Annotated in this window: 18 protein-coding genes; 3 read left to right on the top strand and 15 right to left on the bottom strand. The window is 71.3% G+C overall.

Going from position 1 to position 18,927, the window contains the following annotated elements; genetic code table 11:
- Positions 1-74: 74 nt before the first annotated feature.
- The 6 genes from ACSNOK_RS17040 to ACSNOK_RS17015 form a co-directional block, all read right to left on the bottom strand.
- Complete coding sequence (locus tag ACSNOK_RS17040) at positions 75-566, bottom strand: SUKH-3 domain-containing protein (protein ID WP_436781538.1); 492 nt, start codon at positions 564-566, stop codon at positions 75-77.
- 411 nt (positions 567-977) lie between these two features.
- A complete protein-coding gene (locus tag ACSNOK_RS17035; protein ID WP_436781537.1) occupies positions 978-1,490 on the bottom strand; it encodes an SUKH-3 domain-containing protein in 513 nt (170 codons plus the stop codon).
- Between the two features lie 43 nt (positions 1,491-1,533).
- Positions 1,534-2,514 carry an SUKH-3 domain-containing protein gene (locus ACSNOK_RS17030; protein WP_436781536.1) on the bottom strand — a complete coding sequence of 327 codons (981 nt, stop codon included), beginning with the start codon at positions 2,512-2,514 and terminating at the stop codon, positions 1,534-1,536.
- Positions 2,511-2,906, bottom strand: a complete 396-nt coding sequence (locus ACSNOK_RS17025) for a YwqJ-related putative deaminase (RefSeq protein ID WP_436781535.1) — start codon at positions 2,904-2,906, stop codon at positions 2,511-2,513. The genes ACSNOK_RS17030 and ACSNOK_RS17025 overlap by 4 nt, the downstream gene beginning before the upstream one ends.
- Positions 2,896-3,381, bottom strand: a complete 486-nt coding sequence (locus ACSNOK_RS17020; RefSeq protein WP_436781534.1) for an SUKH-3 domain-containing protein — start codon at positions 3,379-3,381, stop codon at positions 2,896-2,898. The genes ACSNOK_RS17025 and ACSNOK_RS17020 overlap by 11 nt, the downstream gene beginning before the upstream one ends.
- 31 nt (positions 3,382-3,412) lie before the next feature.
- A complete protein-coding gene (locus tag ACSNOK_RS17015; RefSeq protein WP_436781533.1) occupies positions 3,413-5,230 on the bottom strand; it encodes a YwqJ-related putative deaminase in 1,818 nt (605 codons plus the stop codon).
- Positions 5,231-5,457: 227 nt separating this feature from the next.
- On the opposite strand from ACSNOK_RS17015, the gene ACSNOK_RS17010 reads away from it, so the two are divergent.
- Positions 5,458-5,688 (top strand): DUF397 domain-containing protein, encoded by a 231-nt coding sequence (locus ACSNOK_RS17010; RefSeq protein WP_004947576.1) that lies wholly within the window; start codon positions 5,458-5,460, stop codon positions 5,686-5,688.
- Between the two features lie 59 nt (positions 5,689-5,747).
- On the opposite strand, the gene ACSNOK_RS17005 is transcribed toward ACSNOK_RS17010, so the two are convergent.
- From ACSNOK_RS17005 to eccB, 7 genes are all read right to left on the bottom strand, one after another.
- On the bottom strand, positions 5,748-7,082 hold the full coding sequence (locus ACSNOK_RS17005) for a S8 family serine peptidase (protein ID WP_436781532.1): 1,335 nt from the start codon (positions 7,080-7,082) through the stop codon (positions 5,748-5,750).
- Positions 7,083-7,348: 266 nt separating this feature from the next.
- Entirely contained in the window at positions 7,349-8,668 is a 1,320-nt protein-coding gene (gene mycP, locus ACSNOK_RS17000; RefSeq protein WP_436781539.1) for a type VII secretion-associated serine protease mycosin, read from the bottom strand.
- Positions 8,669-10,236: 1,568 nt separating this feature from the next.
- On the bottom strand, positions 10,237-10,707 hold the full coding sequence (locus ACSNOK_RS16995) for a hypothetical protein (protein ID WP_436781531.1): 471 nt from the start codon (positions 10,705-10,707) through the stop codon (positions 10,237-10,239).
- Positions 10,708-10,836: 129 nt separating this feature from the next.
- Positions 10,837-11,118, bottom strand: coding sequence for a WXG100 family type VII secretion target (locus ACSNOK_RS16990; protein WP_436781530.1), 282 nt, complete (start codon positions 11,116-11,118; stop codon positions 10,837-10,839).
- Between the two features lie 52 nt (positions 11,119-11,170).
- Complete coding sequence (locus tag ACSNOK_RS16985; RefSeq protein WP_436781529.1) at positions 11,171-11,512, bottom strand: WXG100 family type VII secretion target; 342 nt, start codon at positions 11,510-11,512, stop codon at positions 11,171-11,173.
- 169 nt (positions 11,513-11,681) lie between these two features.
- A complete protein-coding gene (gene mycP, locus ACSNOK_RS16980; protein ID WP_436781528.1) occupies positions 11,682-12,932 on the bottom strand; it encodes a type VII secretion-associated serine protease mycosin in 1,251 nt (416 codons plus the stop codon).
- Positions 12,933-12,946: 14 nt separating this feature from the next.
- Positions 12,947-14,488, bottom strand: a complete 1,542-nt coding sequence (gene eccB, locus ACSNOK_RS16975) for a type VII secretion protein EccB (protein WP_436781527.1) — start codon at positions 14,486-14,488, stop codon at positions 12,947-12,949.
- Between the two features lie 285 nt (positions 14,489-14,773).
- On the opposite strand from eccB, the gene eccE reads away from it, so the two are divergent.
- Complete coding sequence (gene eccE, locus ACSNOK_RS16970; protein ID WP_436781526.1) at positions 14,774-16,030, top strand: type VII secretion protein EccE; 1,257 nt, start codon at positions 14,774-14,776, stop codon at positions 16,028-16,030.
- Positions 16,030-16,845: a hypothetical protein gene (locus tag ACSNOK_RS16965; RefSeq protein WP_436781525.1), complete on the top strand. Its 816-nt coding sequence runs from the start codon at positions 16,030-16,032 to the stop codon at positions 16,843-16,845. Before eccE ends, ACSNOK_RS16965 begins: the two co-directional genes overlap by 1 nt.
- A 77-nt stretch (positions 16,846-16,922) precedes the next feature.
- Here the strand turns inward: ACSNOK_RS16965 and ACSNOK_RS16960 are convergent, their stop codons facing one another.
- Both ACSNOK_RS16960 and ACSNOK_RS16955 read right to left on the bottom strand, forming a co-directional pair.
- Positions 16,923-17,192: a hypothetical protein gene (locus ACSNOK_RS16960; RefSeq protein ID WP_436781524.1), complete on the bottom strand. Its 270-nt coding sequence runs from the start codon at positions 17,190-17,192 to the stop codon at positions 16,923-16,925.
- 581 nt (positions 17,193-17,773) lie between these two features.
- On the bottom strand, positions 17,774-18,927 hold a 1,154-nt coding region (locus ACSNOK_RS16955), incomplete at its 5' end, for an outer membrane protein assembly factor BamB family protein (RefSeq protein WP_436781523.1).

Genomic DNA, 18,927 nt, shown 5'->3' with positions numbered 1-18,927 from the left:
GAACAGGCCCCGCCCCGGCGGCAGCGGGCGCGGAGTAGGCGGGGCGGTCGGGGCCGGGACCTGAGGTCGGGGGATCAGGGGAAGAAGTCCTCCGCGTCCCCCTGGACGCCGCCGCCCTTGAGGACCGTGACGGCTTCGACGGTGTCGTGCCCGACGAAGTAGGAGCCCGTGTGGTGGATGGCGAAGAAGCGCCCGAGGTCGTCCAGGACCAGGATGTTGCCGTCCTCGGTCATGAAACCCACGGGGAACACGCGCCGCCGCAGTCCCTCGCCGAGCTCGACGATGTCCTCGCCGTCGTATGCGTAGGCGATCGACGGGTCGAAGCAGGTCACGATGGACGGGTAGGTCTCGACCGGCAGTTCCAGCAGCCCGTACGAGTGCAGGAAGGGCTCCACCAGGGCGTGGGGCTCCAGGGGGTGGCCCTGACCGGCCAGTTGCTCCTTCCTGCGGTCGATGGCCTCGGTGGCGAGGAAGCCGATGTCGCGGGCCGGGTGCCAGCCGTGGCCGGTGAGCCACTTCTCGACGGAGTGGGAGTACCGGGTGGGGCGCGGGTCTTCCTGTCGCATGGGAGCAGTCTGCCGTTCGTGACGGGGAGGGGACGGCGCCGGGGGCGTGCGCTCGGCCGATGCGGATGCCGATGCCGATGCCGTGGCTCAGGTCGTGAAGTACGGGCTCGCGTCCGGCGGCAGGGTGCCGGCGAGGCGGGTGGGTCCGCTCGGCCGGTCCGGTGTGGAGGGCGTCCAGGGCGACCGGCAGGAGATGCGGCACGCTGACGCCCTGCCGGAGCGGCCGGCCCGGCTCCTCGGCGGTGAGAGTGCCGATCGGACGGCGGCGCGGGGCGTGGCGTCCGGTGGTGGATCGCCCCGGGCCCGGGCTTCGAGCTGCTCCAGGGAGCGGGTGCGGTCGGGGGGCTTCGGTGAGGGGTGGGCATCGGGAGCTCCGGTACGTCGGGAGGGTGCGCGGTCGTCCGCCTCAGGTCACGGCCGGTGCGGCGGGAGCGACCAGGCGTCGGTGAGCACGCCTCGGCGCCGGTTGGCGAGCGCCTGCCGTACGCCCGTGCCGAGGTAGTACGGGCCGGAGTGGTGGAGGGCGAAGAAGCGGTCGGTCTCGTCGACGAGGAGGACCGTCCCCTCGTACGTCTCGAATCCCACGGGGAACAGGCGCTGTCCCAGGTGGGCCGCGAGCTCCGCGACGTCCTCGGCGATCTCGACCCAGCCGCCGTGCGGTTCGAGGACCAGCCGGACGCTGTCGGTCAGGGGCAGCTCCAGGCCGCCGTACGTCCGGAGGAACGTCTCCGCGGTCCTCGTCGGGGTCAGGCGCGCGCCTTGGTCACGGAAGTCCCGGACGCGCTCGGCGACGCGGTCGGCGAGCGCGTCGCCGATGTCGCGTCCGGGGTACCAGCCGTGGGCGGTGAGCCACGCTTCGGTCTCGTCGGGCTCGGGAGACCGGTGCTGCGGCTCGTCGCCGCCGGCCGGTCGCCTCGCCGTCATGGCTCCGCCCTTGTCGGCACGGCGGCTTCGCCCCCCGCCGTGCTCAGGCGCTCGGGACCGGGGCGGCGCCGGCCGTCGGCCGGTCCGCGGGGCCGAGCGGGCGCTGGCCCGCGTAGCCGGACAGTTCGCCGAGGGCCCCGGCGAGGCCGTCCCCCTTCTCCAGCACCGTGCGGGCCTCCGCCGTCAGCCGTACGCCGATGCCCTCGGCGCCCTGTCGGCCGGCGGAGACCGCGCAGGTCACCCCGGGGTGCGGGCGCTTGCCGGAGATGCCGGGCAGCAGCTCGACCACCTTCTCGGCCGCCCCGAGCGGGATCGACCCGATCGCCTCCCGGACGTCCTGAAGCAGCCGTTCCGCGATGTCGTCCAGGGAGCCCGCCGCGAGGCGGAAGGTTTCCTCCAGCCGGACGGGCCCGTGCCCGCGCAGGCCGACGACGCGGAAGCGCACGGCCCGGGTCGCGAGCAGGCCGTGCCGGTGCAGGACATAGACGAGCACCATGGCCGTCTTGACCAGGTCGGCCACCACGTCCTCGTCCGGCAGCCGCCCCAGCGGCCACTGGTGCGCGGCGGCGGTGACGCGGCGCGGCGCGCGTCCCTCGGCGAGGGCGGTCAGGCCCTCCTCCACGGACTCCCCGAGGACCCACCAGCCGCCGGTGTCGGCCGCGAACAGCCGCCCCCGCTCGTCGACGAGCAGCGGGGTGTCCGCGTCCGTGGCGCCCAGCGGGAACAGCCGCGCCCCGATCTCCCGGCCGAAGTCGGCCGCGGCGCGGACGGTGAACCGGGCCCGCGCCGGATCGACGACGCACCCGCGCGCGGCCACCTCGGCCCCCGGCCCGGCGGGGCGCACGGTCAGGCCGTGGAACGAGCGGAGGGCGCTCTCCGCCGCCGGGAAGGGCTCCCAGGACGCGGTGCCGTCCGGCGAGACGGTGCCGACCGCCGTCAGCATGCCGTGCAGGGCGTTGTACCCGGCGTCCCGGTCGGGGGACCAGCCCGCGGCGATCAGGGCCTCGCGGCCTCTTCCGCTCATGGGCGACTGATCCCCACGCCCAGGCGGTCGAGGAGGGCCGTGCACGAACGGCAGGGCAAGGTGATCTCCCCGTGCTCCGGGTCGCCCTCCTCACGGATCTTCCGCGACAGGACCAGCGCTCCGGCGAAGTGCGGCGCCCCTTCGTCGAGGGTGGTGCTCCGGCCGTCGCCGCGGCTCTCGTCCAGCCCCCAGAACTGGTCGGAGATCAGGGCGGATTCGGCGCAGTAGCCGATGTAGGGCTCGCGGAGTTCGGCGGGCAGGGTGTCGAAGAAGTGCCGTACGGCCGGGTGGAGATTCGGGGTGCCCGGGCCGGACAGATTGGTCATGCTGAAAATCTTGCCCTGCACGAGCAGGCTCGCGGCCACGCCCGGTACGGTCTCGTCAGCTGTCACTGGGCATCTCCGTGAGGTCGAAGTGGTCCCCCATGAAGAGGCAGGCGAACGCTTCGTACCTGTTCTTGCCCAGGTAGTAGTCACCGCTCCAATGGGTGAGGAAGAACCGGCCCGACGGGTCGATGAGCGCGAGCGCGAACTCGGACCTGTCGAAGGCCACCGGGAAGAGCGGCCGCTCCACCCATTCGGAGAGTTCGGCGATGGACTCGGCGGAATTCTCGTCGAAGTACCGGACGGTGAAGGCGATGCCGTTCCTGGTTTCCGGTGCGTCGGGGTGGCTGACCTCCAGAAAGGCGAACTCCCGGACGAATTCGACGGCCGCCGGGAAGGGCGTCACCTCGTAGCCGTTGGCCGCCAGGGCGGCGGCGGTCCGGTCGACCAGGTCCAGCGCCTCCCGGCCCGCGTCACGCCCGGGCGTCCATCCCGCGCCGCGCAGCCGGGCGTCGACCTCCTCGGGCGTGATTCTGAACCGCATCGGACTTCCCTCTCCCTTCGCTCCGGTCATCCTACTTGTGGACCCTCACCCCGATGGCGGGCAGCACATGCCTGCAGGAGTCGCAGGCCGGATAGTGCGCGCCGTGGTCCAGTTGCTTTCCGCTCGTCTGGTCCCACGCCTTGACGACGACGCGGGTGTCGATCACGGCACCGTCGAGCGCCTTTTTGACATCGTCCGCGGTCCGTATCGCGGTTCCGGTGGGATCGAGCTGGTGCAGCCGGTCGGAAAGCAGGGCGACCTCGGCGCACCTGCCGTGCCCCACACCGACCTTGTGGCCGTCGTCCTTGACCTTCTGGTAAAGGGCGGCGACCGCCGGATGGGTTTTGGGCGCGTATTTCCGGGCGTGCTCCGCCTTTTGTTCTTCCGTGGCGTTCTTGCCGACCTTCGGAGCCTGGAGACTGCTGTGGCTGGTGACGACGCCGTTGTGCAGCAGGGCCCCTGCGCAGCCCTGCTTCATACGTGACTTGTCCTGAGGAAGCTCCTGGCCGGGTTCCCCGCGGGCGTTCTTCGCGTCGTCGGCCAGTTGCCTCGCCTCGCGGCCCAGGACCTGCTCCTGCTGTGCCAGGTCCAGGTGGGACACGTCGAGGGCGTCCCGGCTGTGGTACCGGTTGTCGCCCGCGGTCTTCCCCAGCCCCGCGGGCTGCGGGTCGATGCGCCGGCCCTGGGGACCGTCGTCGTCGGAACCGTCGCCGTGTCCCCCGGAGCCTCCGGAGCCCCCTGAGCCACTGCCTCCCTTGCCTCCGTGCCCTCCGCCCGCGCCGCCGGAGCCGCCGGAGCCGTCCGCCGGTTTCTGGTCGGGGCGACGGTTCTTGACGCCGTCCATGTCCTCTTGGACGTGTTTGTCGTGCTTCTTCTGGGCCTTGCCGGCCTCAGCCAGGCCCTCGCCGACGTCGTCGAGGTGCTTTCTGAGCTGACCGTGGGCGTCGCCGAGGGACTTCATCGCCTTCTCGGTGACCTCTTCGATGGCCTTGGCGAGCGAACCGCGGCCGCGGGTGCGGCCGAAGTGGTGGCGGGAGGTGCGGAGGTGGTGCCCGCCCTTCTCGTGGAGGTGCCGGGAGTGGTCGTGCACCTTGCCCGTGAAGGTGTTGTGCTCGTGCTCGTCGAAGACGAGGTCGCCGTTTCCGCCGCCCCCGCCGCCGGCACCGGCCAGCACGAGACCGCCCCCGGCGCCCCCCGCACCTCCCGCGCTCGCGATCCTCAGGTTGTCCTTGCCGGCCTGGAGCGTCTGTTTGAGGTCGACGCCGTCCTGCGCGCCGAGGCCGTCGGAGACGACCTGGACGACCAGGTCCTGCGTCATCGAGTCCAGGGCCGCGAACACCGGGCCCGTCACCACGGACATCACTTCCTGGACGGCGGCCTCGGCGGCCCCCTTCAGGATGCGCTTCACGACCGTACGCGTGACCGCGACCCCGCCCAGCGCCCCGAGCTCCGAAAGTCCCAGGGTGAACGGCGCGGCGGCCTGGGCGGTCGCCACCTCGGCGGCCAGGATGCCCAGTTGGACGATGGCCGCCCCCTTGGCGCCCGCGACGACGACCGCCGCCGCGTCCAGCCCGCCGGCCAGCAGCCGGCCGGCCTCGGCGAGGTTGTGCAGGTGCTTGCCGTTGAGCTTGCGGACGTGGGCCTCGATGGCCTCCGTCATCTCGCCGCGGTTGGTGGAGACGAGCCTGTTGAGGGCGACGTTGGAGTCGCCCCGGCCCTTGTCCACGTCGGTCGCGAAGCTCCGCAGCGACTTGGCCATGTCGCGGTAGTCGTCCTCGTCGACGTTCGGCCAGTTGACGCCGATCAGGTCGAGCACGAAGGCCAATTTGTCCGGTAGGACGACTCCCATCTCTGTTCCCCCGTCAAAACCCTGTCAAGAAGTCAGCCTCTCGACCATAGGCAAGAAGCCGGTGCCGCTCAATTTCATCGCCCGTGGCGGACCGCACACCGCCGCCCGGCCCCACGGGACTTGCCGCAAGCCCCGGTGACGCGCGCCCGGCGGCCGGTAGCCTGGCCGCGGGCCCGGAGGCGTGGGCCCGCGGCGTTTCGTCATCCGTGCGGAAAGGAACTCCCCTGATGGCCACCCAGCGTGAGACGGAAGAGCTGTACGCCATGGACATCTCCGGCGTGGAATGGCTCAGCGCTCCCGACACCCCCACCAAGGAGCGGGTCGAGATCGCGTACCTCCCGGGCGGAGCCGTCGCCATGCGCAACTCCGAGGATCCGGACACGGTGCTGCGGTACACGGCGAGTGAGTGGCGGGCGTTCGTGCTGGGGGTGCGGGACGGCGAGTTCGACATCACCTGATACGCCCGTGGCCTCTGCCGCTTCCCTCGGGAAGCGGCAGAGGCCACAGCGCGCTCAGATCAGGAACCGTCCCGCGGCGTCCGCGGCGGGTGCGGAGGCTGAACCGGCGTGGTCCCACCGTAGGGACCGACCATGGCGGCCGCCTGCCCCTGCTGCTGCCGCTTACGCGCCTCGGCCTTGCGCCGGCTCCGGCGCACCATCAGCGCCAGCAGCACCGCACCGGGCACGGCGATGGCCGCGGCCCCACCGATGAACCACGGCAGATTGTCGTCCTTGCCCTTACCCTTGTCTTTTTTGCCGGTCGCGCCCGCGGGTTCGTGGGTCACGGGGGCGGTCGGGGCCGCGCTCTTCGCAGAATTCTTGTCGTCCGCGGCGGCCAGCAAGGGGTTGACGTCCGGGGGGCCGGGGTCGCCCTTGTTCTCCAGCACGTTCAGGCGCGGGCGGATCATTCCGTAGCCGACGTATTCGCTGGGCACCTTGCCGTCTGAGGGCTTACCGGCCGTCTCGATGAGGACGCGCAGGACCTGATTGCCCGTCCAGTCGGGATGCAGAGACCAGATAAGAGCCGCGCTCCCGGAGGTGATGGCTGCCGCCTGACTGGTGCCCCTGCCACGGCAGTAACCGGTCTTCCCGTCGCACACCGTAGGAATATCGATGCCAGGGGCGGCCAGAGCCACCTGCGAGCCATGCGTCGAGAACTTCGTCATGCGCAGATGTGTGTCGACAGCGCTGACGGCTGCAACACCACGTATGGCCGCCGGATACTCGACCGAATTGGTTTTACTTCCGTCGTTCCCCGAGGATGCGATCAGGAGCTTCCCCTTTTTGATCGCGTAGTCCACGGCACTCTGAACTTGCGCCTTGCGCTTGTCATCCGTCTCGGCCGCATAAACACCGATGGACATGCTGATGATCTTGGCGTCGCTGTCAGCCGCGTATCTGATGGCGTGCGCGAGAGCCTCGGCACCGCCGAGCCCGGAGGTCACTTTCACGGGCAAGATGCGGGCGTCCGGGGCAAGCCCCTTGACCTGCATGTCATCTTGCGGATCACCAGCGATGAGCGTCGACATGGCGGTGCCGTGCGCTTCAATGGCTTCGCGAGCGTCCTTTCCCTCCTCCCTGAGCACGAAGCTCCTCCCAGGAAGGACTTTCCCTCGCAGCTCCGGCTGGGAAGGGCGCACCCCGCCGTCCAGCACCGCGACGGTGACGCCCTTTCCCGTGGCCTTCTCCCACATGCGCTCGGCCTGCATCGTCTTCAGATACCACTGTCCCTCGCGGACGGTGCCCGCATGCGCGGAGGGGGCGGACACGCCGCCGAAGGCGAGCAGCGAACTCAGGGCGGACGCCAAAACCAGCGCCCGGCCGGGAGCGCCCGTAATCATCGTCTTCTTCATGTGTTCCCTGCTCACCCGTCCCATGCGTTCCTGGACCTACCGAATAACCGGAGGGATATTACCGGCCTCTCCGGTGTCCCAGGTCTCCTCATCCTCCGTCAAGTAGCCGCGCGCCGCGCGCTCTTGACCATTCTTGGGGCTTGGACACCCCGCCCGGCCACACGCCCTCGGACGGCGAATTCGATATGGTCTGAGACGCCTGTGGCCCTTGCCATCTCCCTCGGGAGACGGCAAGGGCCACGGCGCGCGTCGCGCACTCGCTCAGGTCAGGAACCGTCCTGCGGCGGGTACGGGGGCTGGACCGGCGTGGTCCCACCGTAGGGACCGGCCATGGCGGCCGCCTGCGCCTGCTGCTGCCGCTTACGCGCCTCGGCCTTGCGCCGACTCCGGCGCACCATCAGCGCGAGCAGCACCGCACCGGGCACGGCGATGGCCGCGGCCCCGCCGATGAACCACGGCAGATTGTCGTCCTCGCCGCCCTTACCCTTGTCTTTTTTGCCGGTCGCGCCCGCGGGTTCGTGGGTCACGGGGGCGGTCGGGACCGCGCTCTTCGCAGAGTTCTTGTCGTCCGCGGCGGCCAGCAAGGGGTTGACGTCCGGGGGGCCGGGGTCGCCCTTGTTCTCCAGCACGTTCAGGCGCGGGCGGATCGTACCGTAACCGATGTAATCGCTCGGGATCTTGCCATAAGTCGGCTTTCCGGCAGTCTCGATGAGGACACGCAGTACCTGGTTGCCGGTCCACTTCGGGTGGAGTGACCAAATGAGGGCGGCGCTGGCCGAGGCGATGGCCGAGGCGTGGCTGGTGCCTTCACCGTGACAGTACCCCGGCGGCTTGTCGCACACCGTGGGAATATCCACTCCGGGCGCGGCGAGCGCCACCTGTGGGCCGTGCGTGGAGAACTTGGCCATTTTCATCCGGGAGTCGACAGCGCTGATCGCCACGACACCGCGCGTCGCCGCCGGGTAGGAGGCCAGGTTGGTCTCGCGCCCGTCATTCCCCGACGAAGCGAAAATAAGTTTTCCCCGCTTGTTGGCGTAATCCACGGCGCCCTGGACCAACGCCTTGTATTTGCCGTCGGCCGTGTCCGCGGTGCGGCCAATGGACACATTAATGATCTTGGCGTCGCTGTCGGCCGCGTACCTGATCGCCTTGGCGAAAGACTCCGCGGTGACGATACCGGTCCTCACCTTGACCGGAAGGATTCGAGCGCCCGGTGCGAGGCCTTTGATCCCTTGACCGTCGGGGCTGCCACCCGCGATGAGGGCCGCCATGGTCGTCCCATGCGCCTCGGCGGCCTCGTTGTCCCCCGTGCCGCCTCCGCCACCGGCGAAGTCCTTTCCCGGCAGGACTTTCCCTCTCAGGTCCGGGTGAGAAGCGCGGACGCCACCGTCCACGACGGCCACGGTGACGCCTTCGCCCGTGGTCTTCTCCCACATGCGCTCGGCTTGCAGTGTCTCGAGGTACCACTGCCCATCACTCACGGGGGCGGCTAGTGCCGAGGGAGCGGTGGGCCCGCAGACGGCGAGCAGAGAACCCAGGACGGACGCCACAACCAGTACTCGGCGGCAAGCGCCCGTCGTCTTCATCGTGTTCACGTGTTCTCTGCTCACCATCCGGCATCGCGTACGAGGTATTACTGGATCACCGGGGGGACATTGCCGGTCCCGCCCGTGGTCCATGTTTCCTCATCCTCTGTCAGGTAACCGGACCCTCGGGACCGTTCGCGTTCCTTCTCCGGCTTGCGGTCCGTCGCTCCGATGACGTTTCCACCCCGGACCAGCCCACTGCCACCGGGAGTGAACTCTCGACGCGCTCCTTGCGCACCGGAAGGCGCCTTCACCACACCGCCAGGTTGTGTAGCCAGCCGCCTACCGGTATTCCCGGTGCTCGGGGACGAAGGGCCTGCGCCCACAGTCCCCGGCATGCCCATCATTCCACGACCCATTTGTTGGGGATCGCCGCCGATGACCGTTCCACGGGGCAATCCTCGGCCGGTTCCGCTTCCGGGGCCGACGGAGGGAGTTCCCCCGATGATCCCCGTGTCGACTCGCGGCACCGGGGGGACTCTGCCTCCCCCTGGTATCCCGATACGGCCGGGATCCATGGCCGGCCTTCCCGGCCGTCCTGCCTTCGTCGGCTCGATCGGTGGGGCTCCGGGCCCGCTGGGGACCACAGGGCCGGTGCGGCCGTGACGCGGCAGCCCCGGCGCCGTAGGCGGCATCGGCAGCTGCGGCGTCGGCGGCCCGGGTCGTGCGGGGTCCGACGGAGTGGGCGTTCCGCTGGGAGGGACCTCCGGCGCCGGCGCCGGAGGCGCCGCGGGCCCACTGTCGATCCGAGTGCCGTTGTCGCCCTGCCCGTTGTCCGAGCCTTCATGGCCTCCCGGTACGTGCACCGGCCCTGTCCCGGTGTCCCCGTGCCCCGGTGGCGGCACGTGCCCGCCCGACGTGTCCGGGAAAGCGGCACCGGGCACATGGGAAACCGAGCCGCTTCCACCCCCGGTTCCGGTCCCCGCACCCGCGTTGCCGTACGGCGTACCGGTCGAACCCACCCCGGAGCCACCCCCCGTGGAACCGGACGATCCGCCCCATGCGACCTCGGTCCCGGTCCCCCGAGTGCTCTGAGCGGGCATCGGCGGGAGCTCCGGCATCTCGAGCTTCGCGATGTCGTCAGCGCCCGTCTTGCAGAACGACGCCGCCTGTTTGGCCTCATCGAGGATCTGGCTCTTGAGGCCCTGCATGGTCTCGAGGCGCGCCTTCTCCTTGTCGGCGTCGGCGTAGCACATCTCCATCGAACCCGCCGGAGGAGTCGGCATGCTGTTCACGACTTTTGTGATCTGGCCGCCGGCATGGGTCATATGCTCGCCGGTGACACCGGCGACATGCGCCAACTTGATGACCTGCTTCGCGAAGGAATCAGCCCACTCGTGGAAAGCGGTGCCCCCCTCGCCCTTCCACACCGTACGCGTGGCGTGCGCTTTGAGCGCGTCACCGATCTTTTCCAGTTCCTCTTTGGCCTTGGTCAACGCAGCGCCCTTGGCGGAGAGCTCCTCGCCCTTCGCCCCTTGGAACGCGGCATAGATGGCCTCGAAGCTCATCGTCTCGACTGGCCTGCTCACACCACATCACCTACTGCCATGATGCGTTCTCCCCCCGTTCTACTTCGCGCCGGTGTCGGAGGATTCCCGCTCCCCGCCCTTGCCAGGGTCGCCGACCGGAGTGCCGGCCCCCTGCTGATGCTTCCTCTTCCACTCCTCTTGCAGCTTTTGCTGCTGCTCCCAATTTTCTCGGGAACGTTTCTGGATGGCGCTCAGGCGTTCGGCGTGTTCCCGGTCGACGTTCTTGTATCCGCGGTCGGCCATGTCGACGGCGATGCCCATGGCTTCGAGCTGGTCGCCCAGCATGCGGGAGAGCAGCTCCAAGCGCCGGTGCACGCTGTCGTACTCCTCGGACAGCCGTACCGCGTCTTCCAGCTTTCCGTACGCTTCCTTGCTCACCGCCTGGTGTGCGATCTGCTTGTGCGAAGCGGCGGATTTGTCGAGATCGTCGAGCAGGCGATCGACCCGCCTCTTGAAGTCCTGGAGGTCGTCGCCTACGTCCAGATCCGACGGTTTGTCTCCCGCCCCCATGCGGCAGCTCCCTGGTCCTCAATGCCCTGACCGGCAGGTCAGGCGAGTTTCACGAAAAACGCCCGTGGGCGCGGTCTGCGGTTTGCCGCATCCGCGCCCACGGACGGAGAACGAGTGCGCGGACGCGCCTCAGTGGCCGAAGCGGGCCGCCTGGCGGCGGTCGTTGCTGCCGTAGCCCTCGACGGCCTCGTTCAGCTTGGTCGCGATCTGCAGGAGGGTCTGGTGCATGTCCTTGACGCTGGCGTCCCAGCCCTGGTGGCGGGCGTGGAAGGCCTCGCGGGTCTCACCGTCCCAGTGGCTGACGACGTTCTTGACGCGCGCGTCCAGCGACTCCAGCTGGGAGTGGATGGTGTTGGCGGTCGACTTCACCTGGTTCGCGGCCTGGGTGACGGCGGAGTACGTGATCTCCATGAGTGCTCTTCTCCTGACGGATCGGGTGCCGGTGCCTGACGCGGTGGGCCGGTCAGGAGACCTGGAAGCGGCCCAGCACGCCGGAGGCGCCGCCCTCGCCGATGCCCTTGAAGCTGTTGAGACGCTCGGCCTCTTCCTGGCTGAAGCCCTGGCGGCTGGCCTCCATGGCTTCCTTGGTGAAGGCCAGGAGTTCCTTGAGCTTGCGGACGTCTTCGTTCACGCGCGACTGCAGGCCGTGGTAGGCCCGGGCGGCGTCGCCCTTCCACACGCCCTCGACCGCGTGCACCACACCGGTGAGGCTGTTGATCTTCGCTTCGAGCGTGTCGTGCATGTGCCCGAGGTCCGTGATCAGGGAATTGAGATTCCCGTCGTCAAGCCGAAGCTTGTCGCCCATTGTGCACCTACCCCCCATGAATCGGATGTTTTGGCGGAGCCGTTCGCGCGACTCCCCTTTGCATCGGACCGAAGTTGTCGGCTGCCACTCTAGCCACTCGTACGATGGCGTCCAACCGGTATGCCGTTGACGTGAGTTCGCGCACGTGTGGCGGTCATTGGTCCAGACATCAACGACGTCGTCGTCGGCGATCCCGTAGCGCCACCGCCGTTCCGGTGACGGCCGCGATCAGGACTCCCGCCGTTATCAGGGCGTAGGTCGCGAGGCGTTCGTCCCGTTCACGTGGTGTCTCGCCGATGGTGAGCGGGGCCGCTTTCGGTACGGCCCGGCCGGCGGAGACGGCGCGGTCCGGCACTGGGGCGTCGAGGGGGCGGTCGTCCTCGGTCAGGGCGCGCACGGGATCCGCCACGCCCCATCCGACGAAGTCGTCACGGCCCTTGACGGCCCTTTCCGCGGTCTGCTCGATCTGCGCCACGACCTGATGCTGTTTCCAGTTCGGGTGTTTCGCGCGGAGGAGCGCCGCGATTCCGGCTACGTACGGCGCGGAGAAACTCGTACCGCTGTCCACGCATTGACCGCCCTTCGGAACGGTGGAGACCATTTCCACGCCCGGGGCGGCCACGCCGACGAAATCGCCGGACTGGGAAAAGGAAGCGCGTTCGTTGTTGCGGTCGGAGGCGGCCACGGCCAGCACTCCCGGATATGCGGCGGGGTAGGTTCTCTTGACCTTTCCCTGAAGTCCGTCGTTGCCGGCCGAGGCGACCACGACGATGTCTTCGTTCAGGGCCTCCCGGACAGCCTGGGCGAGATCCGAGTCGGCGTGCAGCGGTTTCGCGGTGTCCTGCGAGATGTTGATGACGCGGGCGTGCCGGCGGATCGCGTGGCGGATGGCGGTGGCCAGCGTCCGTTCCGTGCCGGTGCCCTTCTCGTCGTTCTGCCGGATCGGAATGATCGTGGCCTCGGGGGCGAGGCCGACGAAGCCCGTTCCCTCGCGCGGGCGGGCGGCGATGATGCCCGCCACCTTGGTGCCGTGGCCGACGAGGTCGGTGGTGCCGTCGGTGCGGACGCCCTTCTCCTGCGGCGCGTTCTTGTCCTTCGGCAGCAGGTCGAGACCCGCCGAGCGGTCGACGGCCGGGGTGAGCTGCGGGTTGTCGATGTCGACACCGGTGTCGATGACGGCCACCCGGACGCCCTTGCCCTTGGTGTCCTGCCAGAGCCGGTCGAAGACGACCCGCTGGAGGGCCCACGGCATGCCCGATATCTGCTGCTTCATCGGGAAGGTGCACTCGCCGTTGCCGTTCAGCGTCAGCGCGGCCGGTTCCCCGGCGCGTGGTGCGGCCGCCGCCGGGCCCGTGCCCGACGCCGCCAGCACCGCGGTCAGGGCCGCCAGCGGCAGTGCGAGCGCTCTCGGCGTCGTCATCGCGCGATCCCCCCTCACGAGCTCTGCGGCTGGCCGGCGCTGTTGACGTCCAGCCGGGGGCCCTTGGGCAGGAAGGCGGACCAGTTGTCCGGCACCGGCACCGGCTTGACCGCCTTGTAGCCGAGCCGGATCTGCGCCTCGTTGGCCTGGGCGGCCCGCTCCTCCGGCGTCTTGGGCTTGTCGTCCTCGCCGATGCCCGACCGGCCCGCGCTGCTGTCGTTGTTGGTCTGCACGGCGTACCGCAGCCCGGTGTCGGTGACCAGGAACAGCGAACCGACGCTCGTGGACGAGCCGTTGATCTGACGGTAGAGCAGGCCGCTGCCCGGGGTGACGTAGGCGCTGGTGGCGCCGTCCACGATCTCGACGGGGTAGTTGGGGCCGGCCCAGGTGGTGAGCCGGGGAACGCCCTTGCCGTCCACGCCGTGCATCACGTTGCAGACCGTGCGGACGCCGGTGCCGACGTCGTTGACCTGGGTGGGGACGAGCCCGGGCCAGCCGTACTCGCCGTAGAACCAGTCGGGGGACGAGGTGAAGGACTGCGGGCCGACTTCCTCCGCCCGTGCGTTCTGGTGCAGCACCACCGCCTCGGGGCTGGTGAGCAGCAGCCGGGCGACCAGGTCGGAGACGGGCGCCACGCGGCCCGGCAGCACCACGTAGTGCTGCATGCCCTTGCCGGCCACGGCGCGGATGACGGTGCCGACCCGGTTCAGGCGCGGGTCGAGGCTGCTCACGCCCGCCGGTGCGCCGATGCGCCCGGGGAGCCGGGGGAAGGTGATGGGCGTGCCCTCGTGCAGGGTGGCCAGCCACTCCTTGTCGACCTTCTGCGGGCGTGCGCCCTCGCTGAACAGGGAGCGGCGCAGCACCTGGTCGCGGGGGGACGGGTGGTCGCCGTCGGGGAGGCCGACGAGGTGCTTGGTGCCGCCCGGGTCGACCAGGTAGCGGTCGCCGGTGGGCCCCTCCACGTACAGCGCCTGGCCGTCGCGCAGCTTCCGGGGGCCGCCGACCTTGGCGGCGTCGCGGTCGGCGAGGAGGAACACGGCCTTCTGCACCGTCCTGCCGCCGCTGCCGGGCTGTTCGCAGACGGCCCAGCTCTTCTCCTTGCCCGCGTCCTTGGCGTCGGGCAGCCGGTCGGGGGCGTACGGGATGCCGAGCGTGGGGCCGCGCTGTATCTTCCCGTTGTCGAGCTCGGACTCCTCGACCTTTATCACCGACGACTTCTCCGGCTTGAGCAGCAGCTTCGCGGAGGAGAAGTTGAGCACCGGGTGCAGCCGCTTGGTGTCCTTCGTCTTGAGGACGACGTACCGGGTGGTCGACTTGCTGCCCACGATGACGTGCGCCCCGGGCTCGGACCAGCCGGCCGGCGCCTTGGGCTTGAAGATGCCCCAGGCGCCGAAGCCCGCCAGGACGAGGGCTCCGACGACGATTCCGGGCAGTACGGCGCGCACCGGGCGCGGCGCCGCCTCGTCCGTTCCCGCCGTCGAGGGTTGCAGGAACGCGGCGACCACGCGCTTGCGCGCGAAGGTGTAGGCGTTGAGCTCGTCCCGCCGTGTTGCCATGTGCCGAAGTTCTCCCCCCGTCGCCGGGCTCCGTCCGGGGCCCGCCGCCGGGCCGGCCGCCGGAACCGGCCGGGCCCGCTGGTCGGACCTGCCCTCGGTCCGCGTTGTCAGACCGGCCCCCTACTATGCCTGTTGACGCTCCGGTTCCGCCGTCCGGGTGCGGTCACCGCGCGGGTACGGGCCCGCGGCGGCCGCGTCGCGCCCGCTCCGGCGCCGAATCCGGAGTGCGGTTCCAGGGCGGTCCGGCGAGTGCGAGTCCGACGAGTGTGAGGGGGGTGCGCGGGTATGGCGTCCGCGGCGCGATCGGCGCAGGCCACGGTGGTGCGCCGGCGGTCCGGGCCGGGCCGGCTGGGCCCGGTGCGGCTGCAGCAGCTCGTGCTGCTGGAAGTGGCCGCGGCCCTGGTGCTCGTGGGGTACGCCGTCGACCCGCTGCTGGCCGCGCCCGCCGGCGGGGTGGCCGTCGTCCTGGCGGCCCTGGCGCTCGCGCGGCGGCGGCAGCGGCCGGTGCCGGAGTGGCTGGGCGCCGTCCTCGCCCTCCGCCGCCGTACGCGCGGTGCCGCCGGTGCGGCGGTCACCGAGGTGGCGCCCGCCCTGGCCCCGCTCGTGGAGTGCGAACCGGCGCTGCGGGTGGAGTCGTTCACGGACCGGGAGGGCCGGAGCATAGGCGTGGTGGGCGACGGGACGTTCGTGACCGTCGTCCTCCGGATCGAGACGGTGGACGAGCCGCTGCGTCCGCACCGGGTGGAGAAGGCGCTTCCGCTGGGCCTGTTGCGTGACGCGCTGGACACGGCGGACGTACGGCTGGAGTCGGTGCAGGTGGTGCAGAGCACGCTGCCCTCGCCCGCCCCGCACCTGCCCGCCGAGTCCCTCGCCGCGCGCAACTACGCGCCGTTGCAAGCGCTGACGGGCGCGCCGGCGGTCCGGATGACGTGGGTGGCGCTCAAGCTGGATCCTGAGCTGTGCCCGGAGGCCGTCGCGGCCCGGGGCGGCGGCGTCCGGGGAGCCCGGCGGTGTGCGCTGCGCGCGGCGGACCAGCTGACGAGCCGGCTGCGGAGCGCGGGCTTCCGGTCGGTCCTGCTGTCGGAGGACGATCTGGAGTCGGCCCTGTCGACCGCCGCGAACGTCAACCCGGCGGCCACCGCGCAGGCGAGCCGTTCCGGCACGGGGGCCCGGCGGACCGCCGAGACGTCCCGGACGTGGCGGTGCGACGACCGCTGGCACACCTCCTACTGGGTCGGCCGCTGGCCCCAGTTGGGCGCCGGCGCGGCGTCCCTGCCGCAGCTGGCGGCGTTGCTGACGTCGCTCCCCGCGCTGTCGACGACGCTGAGCCTGACGCTCGGCCGCGGGGGCGCCCGGGGCGGCGGGCTCGTGCCGACGGTGACGGGGCACATACGGGTGTGCGGACGCAGCGCGGACGAACTGGGCGACGTCCGGCGCGAGCTGGAGCGGACGGCGCGCGGGGTGAAGGTCGGGCTCGTCCGGCTGGATCACGAGCAGGTGCCGGGCGTGCTCGCCACGCTGCCGCTGGGAGGGACGCGCTGATGGGCCTGTTGTCGAGAACCGCGCGGGCGCGCCGCGCCGCGCCCCCGCCCTCTCCGCCCGGACAGTCCGCGCAGCCCTCGGGCCCCTCAGGGGCATCAGGGCCGCCGGGACGCCGGACGGCCTCCGGCTTCGGGCTGCTCGGCCCCCGGCGCGAACGGCACGAGCTGGAGCCCGAGCGGTTCGCCGAACTGGGCCTGCCCGTGGGTGACGACGGCGTCGTCATCGGTACGGACGCCCAGGGCGCCCCGGCCGTGCTGGGGCTGGTCCGGCCGGCCGCCTTCGACGTGGTCCTCGTGGGCGGCGCGTGGACGGCGCAGGTCATCGCGTTGCGCGCGGTCGGCATGGGCGCCCGGGTCGCCGTGGAGAGCGGACGCCAGCGGCTGTGGACGGCGCCGGCACAGGCCGCCAACGCCGGCGGGCAGTCCATCACGCTGCACGACGTGGGCCGCGTCCCGCCGCAGGGCGCCTCCGTGCTGAGCCCCGTCCTGATCGTCCGCGACTGCGGCATACGTCCGCCCCTCGGCCGCGTCCGCTCCGCGCCCTGGCAGCCGGTGCTGACACTCCTCCCCTACCCCGGCCCCACGACCGCGCGCCTGATGTCCCAGGCGGACCTCGTCGGCGTCCAGCGGGTCGCCCCCGAGGAGGCCGTCGAGATCGGCCGGACCATGAGCCTGCCCCGGGAGGACGTGGAGGCCCTCTCCACCCTCCCCGACGGCGTCACCCTGTGGTGCACCCGGACGTCCCGGACATACGTCACCACCCAACCGACGGACCCCGAGGCGGGGCTGCTGGGGGCGGCGCGGCGGTTGGAGTGAGACGGCGGCCGGCGCGGCGGTCCTCCGTGCGGACGGGCGGTCAGACGACCGGCACCGCCGTCAACCGGCCGGCCGGATCACAGCGGGAAGACCCGGCTCCCGGCCCCCGCCGTCAGCCATTCGCCTACCTCGCCGGAGTAGGTGCAGACGGGCTCGCCGTTGACCTTGCGCAGGGTGGTGACCTTGTCGTCCAGCGACGAGGTCACCACCCAGACCGTGCTCCCTTCGACGGTCACGGGGGTCGTGAAGGTGGCGTGTCCCAGCGGACGGCCCCAGTCCTTCTGCCCGCCACGGCGCCTGCTGACGCGGTCGCCCTCCACTGCGTACAGCGCGTCTCCGTCGAGCATGGACGCGCCCCATCCGCGGCGTGGATCAGGACCGCGCCGAGGGCGAAGACGTCGCCGGGCGGGCCGACGCGCAGCCCGGTGACCTGCTCGGGCGGGCCGTAACCGGGTGCGACCGCCCAGCCGCTCGATCGCCTCGTCCGGCGTGGGACTGGCCGGAACTCGGCGACGATCCAAAGCCGTTCGCCCTCCGTCCATGCGCCGCGCACCCGGGCGACGCCCGGGCTGGTGACCGTCTGCGCGGCGCGTTCCCTAGCGGATGAAGCGTCGGGACATGTGCGGCCGTGCGCGAGCTCCGGCCGGAGCGCTTTGAGGGCGACGGTCCGGCCGGTGCCGTCCCGGCCGAGGTAGACCCGTCCCATAGCGGCCTACCCGAGAACGCCGAGGGTCCGGTGGGAGCCGAGGCGCAGCGGGTCGCCGGAGGCGAGGGGTTTCATGCCTGGTGAATCCTTTCACCGGACTGCTGCGCAGGGGGTCAAGGAAGCGGCGGACCCGTTCGGGGGGCAGGGGCCCGGGGCGACGGCAGGGGGGCCGGATCGGCGCCAGGAGCCGGGACAGCGCCGGAGGCCGGGGCGGCGGTAGGGCTACTCCAGGGGCAGGGCGCACACGTAGTCGCCGGCCGTCCAGACGAGTCGGCCGGCCCGTTCGTGGGCGACGGGCGGTGCGCCGATGCGGCCGGGAATGTCCATGGACCAGGCGATCCGGTGGGTACGCAGGTCGACGGCGCGGATCCGGTCGCGTGCCCCGTCGGTCGCGGGGACGTAGAGGTACTTCCGGCCGACCACCGGGGGGCCGGCGGCGGGTGGCATGCCGGGGAAGGGCGTCTCCCAGAGGAGCTCGCCCGTGTCCGCCGCCAGGGCGACGACACCGCGCGTGCCCTCGGTCACGTACACCACGCCGTCCTTGACCGCCGGTGAGCCGTACGGGCTGGAGTCCGGGGAGACGTTCCCCGTGTCGCGGCCCTTGCCGAACTCCCAGGCGCGCCGGCCGTCGGAGAGGGTGACGGCGAGCACGACGGTGCCGGCGACGTAGGCGCGCCGCTCGTCGACCGCCAGCCGGCCGGTGCCTACGAAGCCCTCGTCGAGGCGCCGTCGCGGTATGTCCCAGGCCCATTCGTCCCGGCCGTCGGACGTGCTGCGGGACTTCAGGACGTTCGGCGCGCCCGCGTAGCCGGCCCGGGCGTAGACGAAGTGCCGGCTGACCACCGTGGCGGCGGCGCCGTCGCGCAACGATCCGGGGGTGTAGGAGGAGGTGAAGGACTTCCGCCAGCGTTCCCTGCCGGTTTTGAGGTCCACTGCGAGGAACAGCCAGTCGTCCCTGCTGTCGGAGCCGTTGCCCTTACGGGCGGCGAGGTAGACGAACCCGCCCGCGGCGGCCACGGGTTCGGCGGCGAGGGTGGCCGACGAGAGGTCGTCGAACGGTCCGGCGACGACCTCCAGCGCGCCCGTGCCGGTGACGGCGAAGACCTTCAGGCCCATCGTGGAAGCGCCCGCGGGGGCGTAGGTGTAGACGCGCGTGCCGTCCGTCGTGAACTCGTAGGACTCCTTGATCCCGGAGGCCGTCCACCGTTTGTCGCCGGTTCGCGCGTCGAAGGCCACCAGGCCCGGTCCGGCCTTCACCGCCACGAGGTCGCCGATGAGGAGCGGCGGCCGGTCCTCGCTGATCCGGGGAAGGCGGGCCCACCAGGTCGCCCGGCCGGGGACGTTGGCGGGGCGGGCCAGGCGGGCGGGGCGTGGGG

The sequence above is a fragment of the Streptomyces sp. URMC 126 genome, assembly GCF_051386555.1.
Classification (GTDB): Bacteria; Actinomycetota; Actinomycetes; order Streptomycetales; family Streptomycetaceae; genus Streptomyces.
Note: the sequence above shows the minus strand (reverse complement) of the source record. Positions and strands in the feature narration are given on the sequence as shown.

Coding starts and splice junctions, on each gene's coding strand:
- ACSNOK_RS17005 (WP_436781532.1), bottom strand. CDS start 7,082: ATGAAGAAGACGATGATTACGGGCGCTCCCGGCCGGGCGCTGGTTTTG.
- eccB (WP_436781527.1), bottom strand. CDS start 14,488: ATGGCAACACGGCGGGACGAGCTCAACGCCTACACCTTCGCGCGCAAG.
- mycP (WP_436781528.1), bottom strand. CDS start 12,932: ATGACGACGCCGAGAGCGCTCGCACTGCCGCTGGCGGCCCTGACCGCG.
- eccE (WP_436781526.1), top strand. CDS start 14,774: ATGGCGTCCGCGGCGCGATCGGCGCAGGCCACGGTGGTGCGCCGGCGG.
- ACSNOK_RS17010 (WP_004947576.1), top strand. CDS start 5,458: ATGGCCACCCAGCGTGAGACGGAAGAGCTGTACGCCATGGACATCTCC.
- mycP (WP_436781539.1), bottom strand. CDS start 8,668: ATGAAGACGACGGGCGCTTGCCGCCGAGTACTGGTTGTGGCGTCCGTC.
- ACSNOK_RS17040 (WP_436781538.1), bottom strand. CDS start 566: ATGCGACAGGAAGACCCGCGCCCCACCCGGTACTCCCACTCCGTCGAG.
- ACSNOK_RS16990 (WP_436781530.1), bottom strand. CDS start 11,118: ATGGAGATCACGTACTCCGCCGTCACCCAGGCCGCGAACCAGGTGAAG.
- ACSNOK_RS16960 (WP_436781524.1), bottom strand. CDS start 17,192: ATGCTCGACGGAGACGCGCTGTACGCAGTGGAGGGCGACCGCGTCAGC.
- ACSNOK_RS17035 (WP_436781537.1), bottom strand. CDS start 1,490: ATGACGGCGAGGCGACCGGCCGGCGGCGACGAGCCGCAGCACCGGTCT.
- ACSNOK_RS17030 (WP_436781536.1), bottom strand. CDS start 2,514: ATGAGCGGAAGAGGCCGCGAGGCCCTGATCGCCGCGGGCTGGTCCCCC.
- ACSNOK_RS17015 (WP_436781533.1), bottom strand. CDS start 5,230: ATGGGAGTCGTCCTACCGGACAAATTGGCCTTCGTGCTCGACCTGATC.
- ACSNOK_RS17020 (WP_436781534.1), bottom strand. CDS start 3,381: ATGCGGTTCAGAATCACGCCCGAGGAGGTCGACGCCCGGCTGCGCGGC.
- ACSNOK_RS16985 (WP_436781529.1), bottom strand. CDS start 11,512: ATGGGCGACAAGCTTCGGCTTGACGACGGGAATCTCAATTCCCTGATC.
- ACSNOK_RS16965 (WP_436781525.1), top strand. CDS start 16,030: ATGGGCCTGTTGTCGAGAACCGCGCGGGCGCGCCGCGCCGCGCCCCCG.
- ACSNOK_RS16995 (WP_436781531.1), bottom strand. CDS start 10,707: ATGGGGGCGGGAGACAAACCGTCGGATCTGGACGTAGGCGACGACCTC.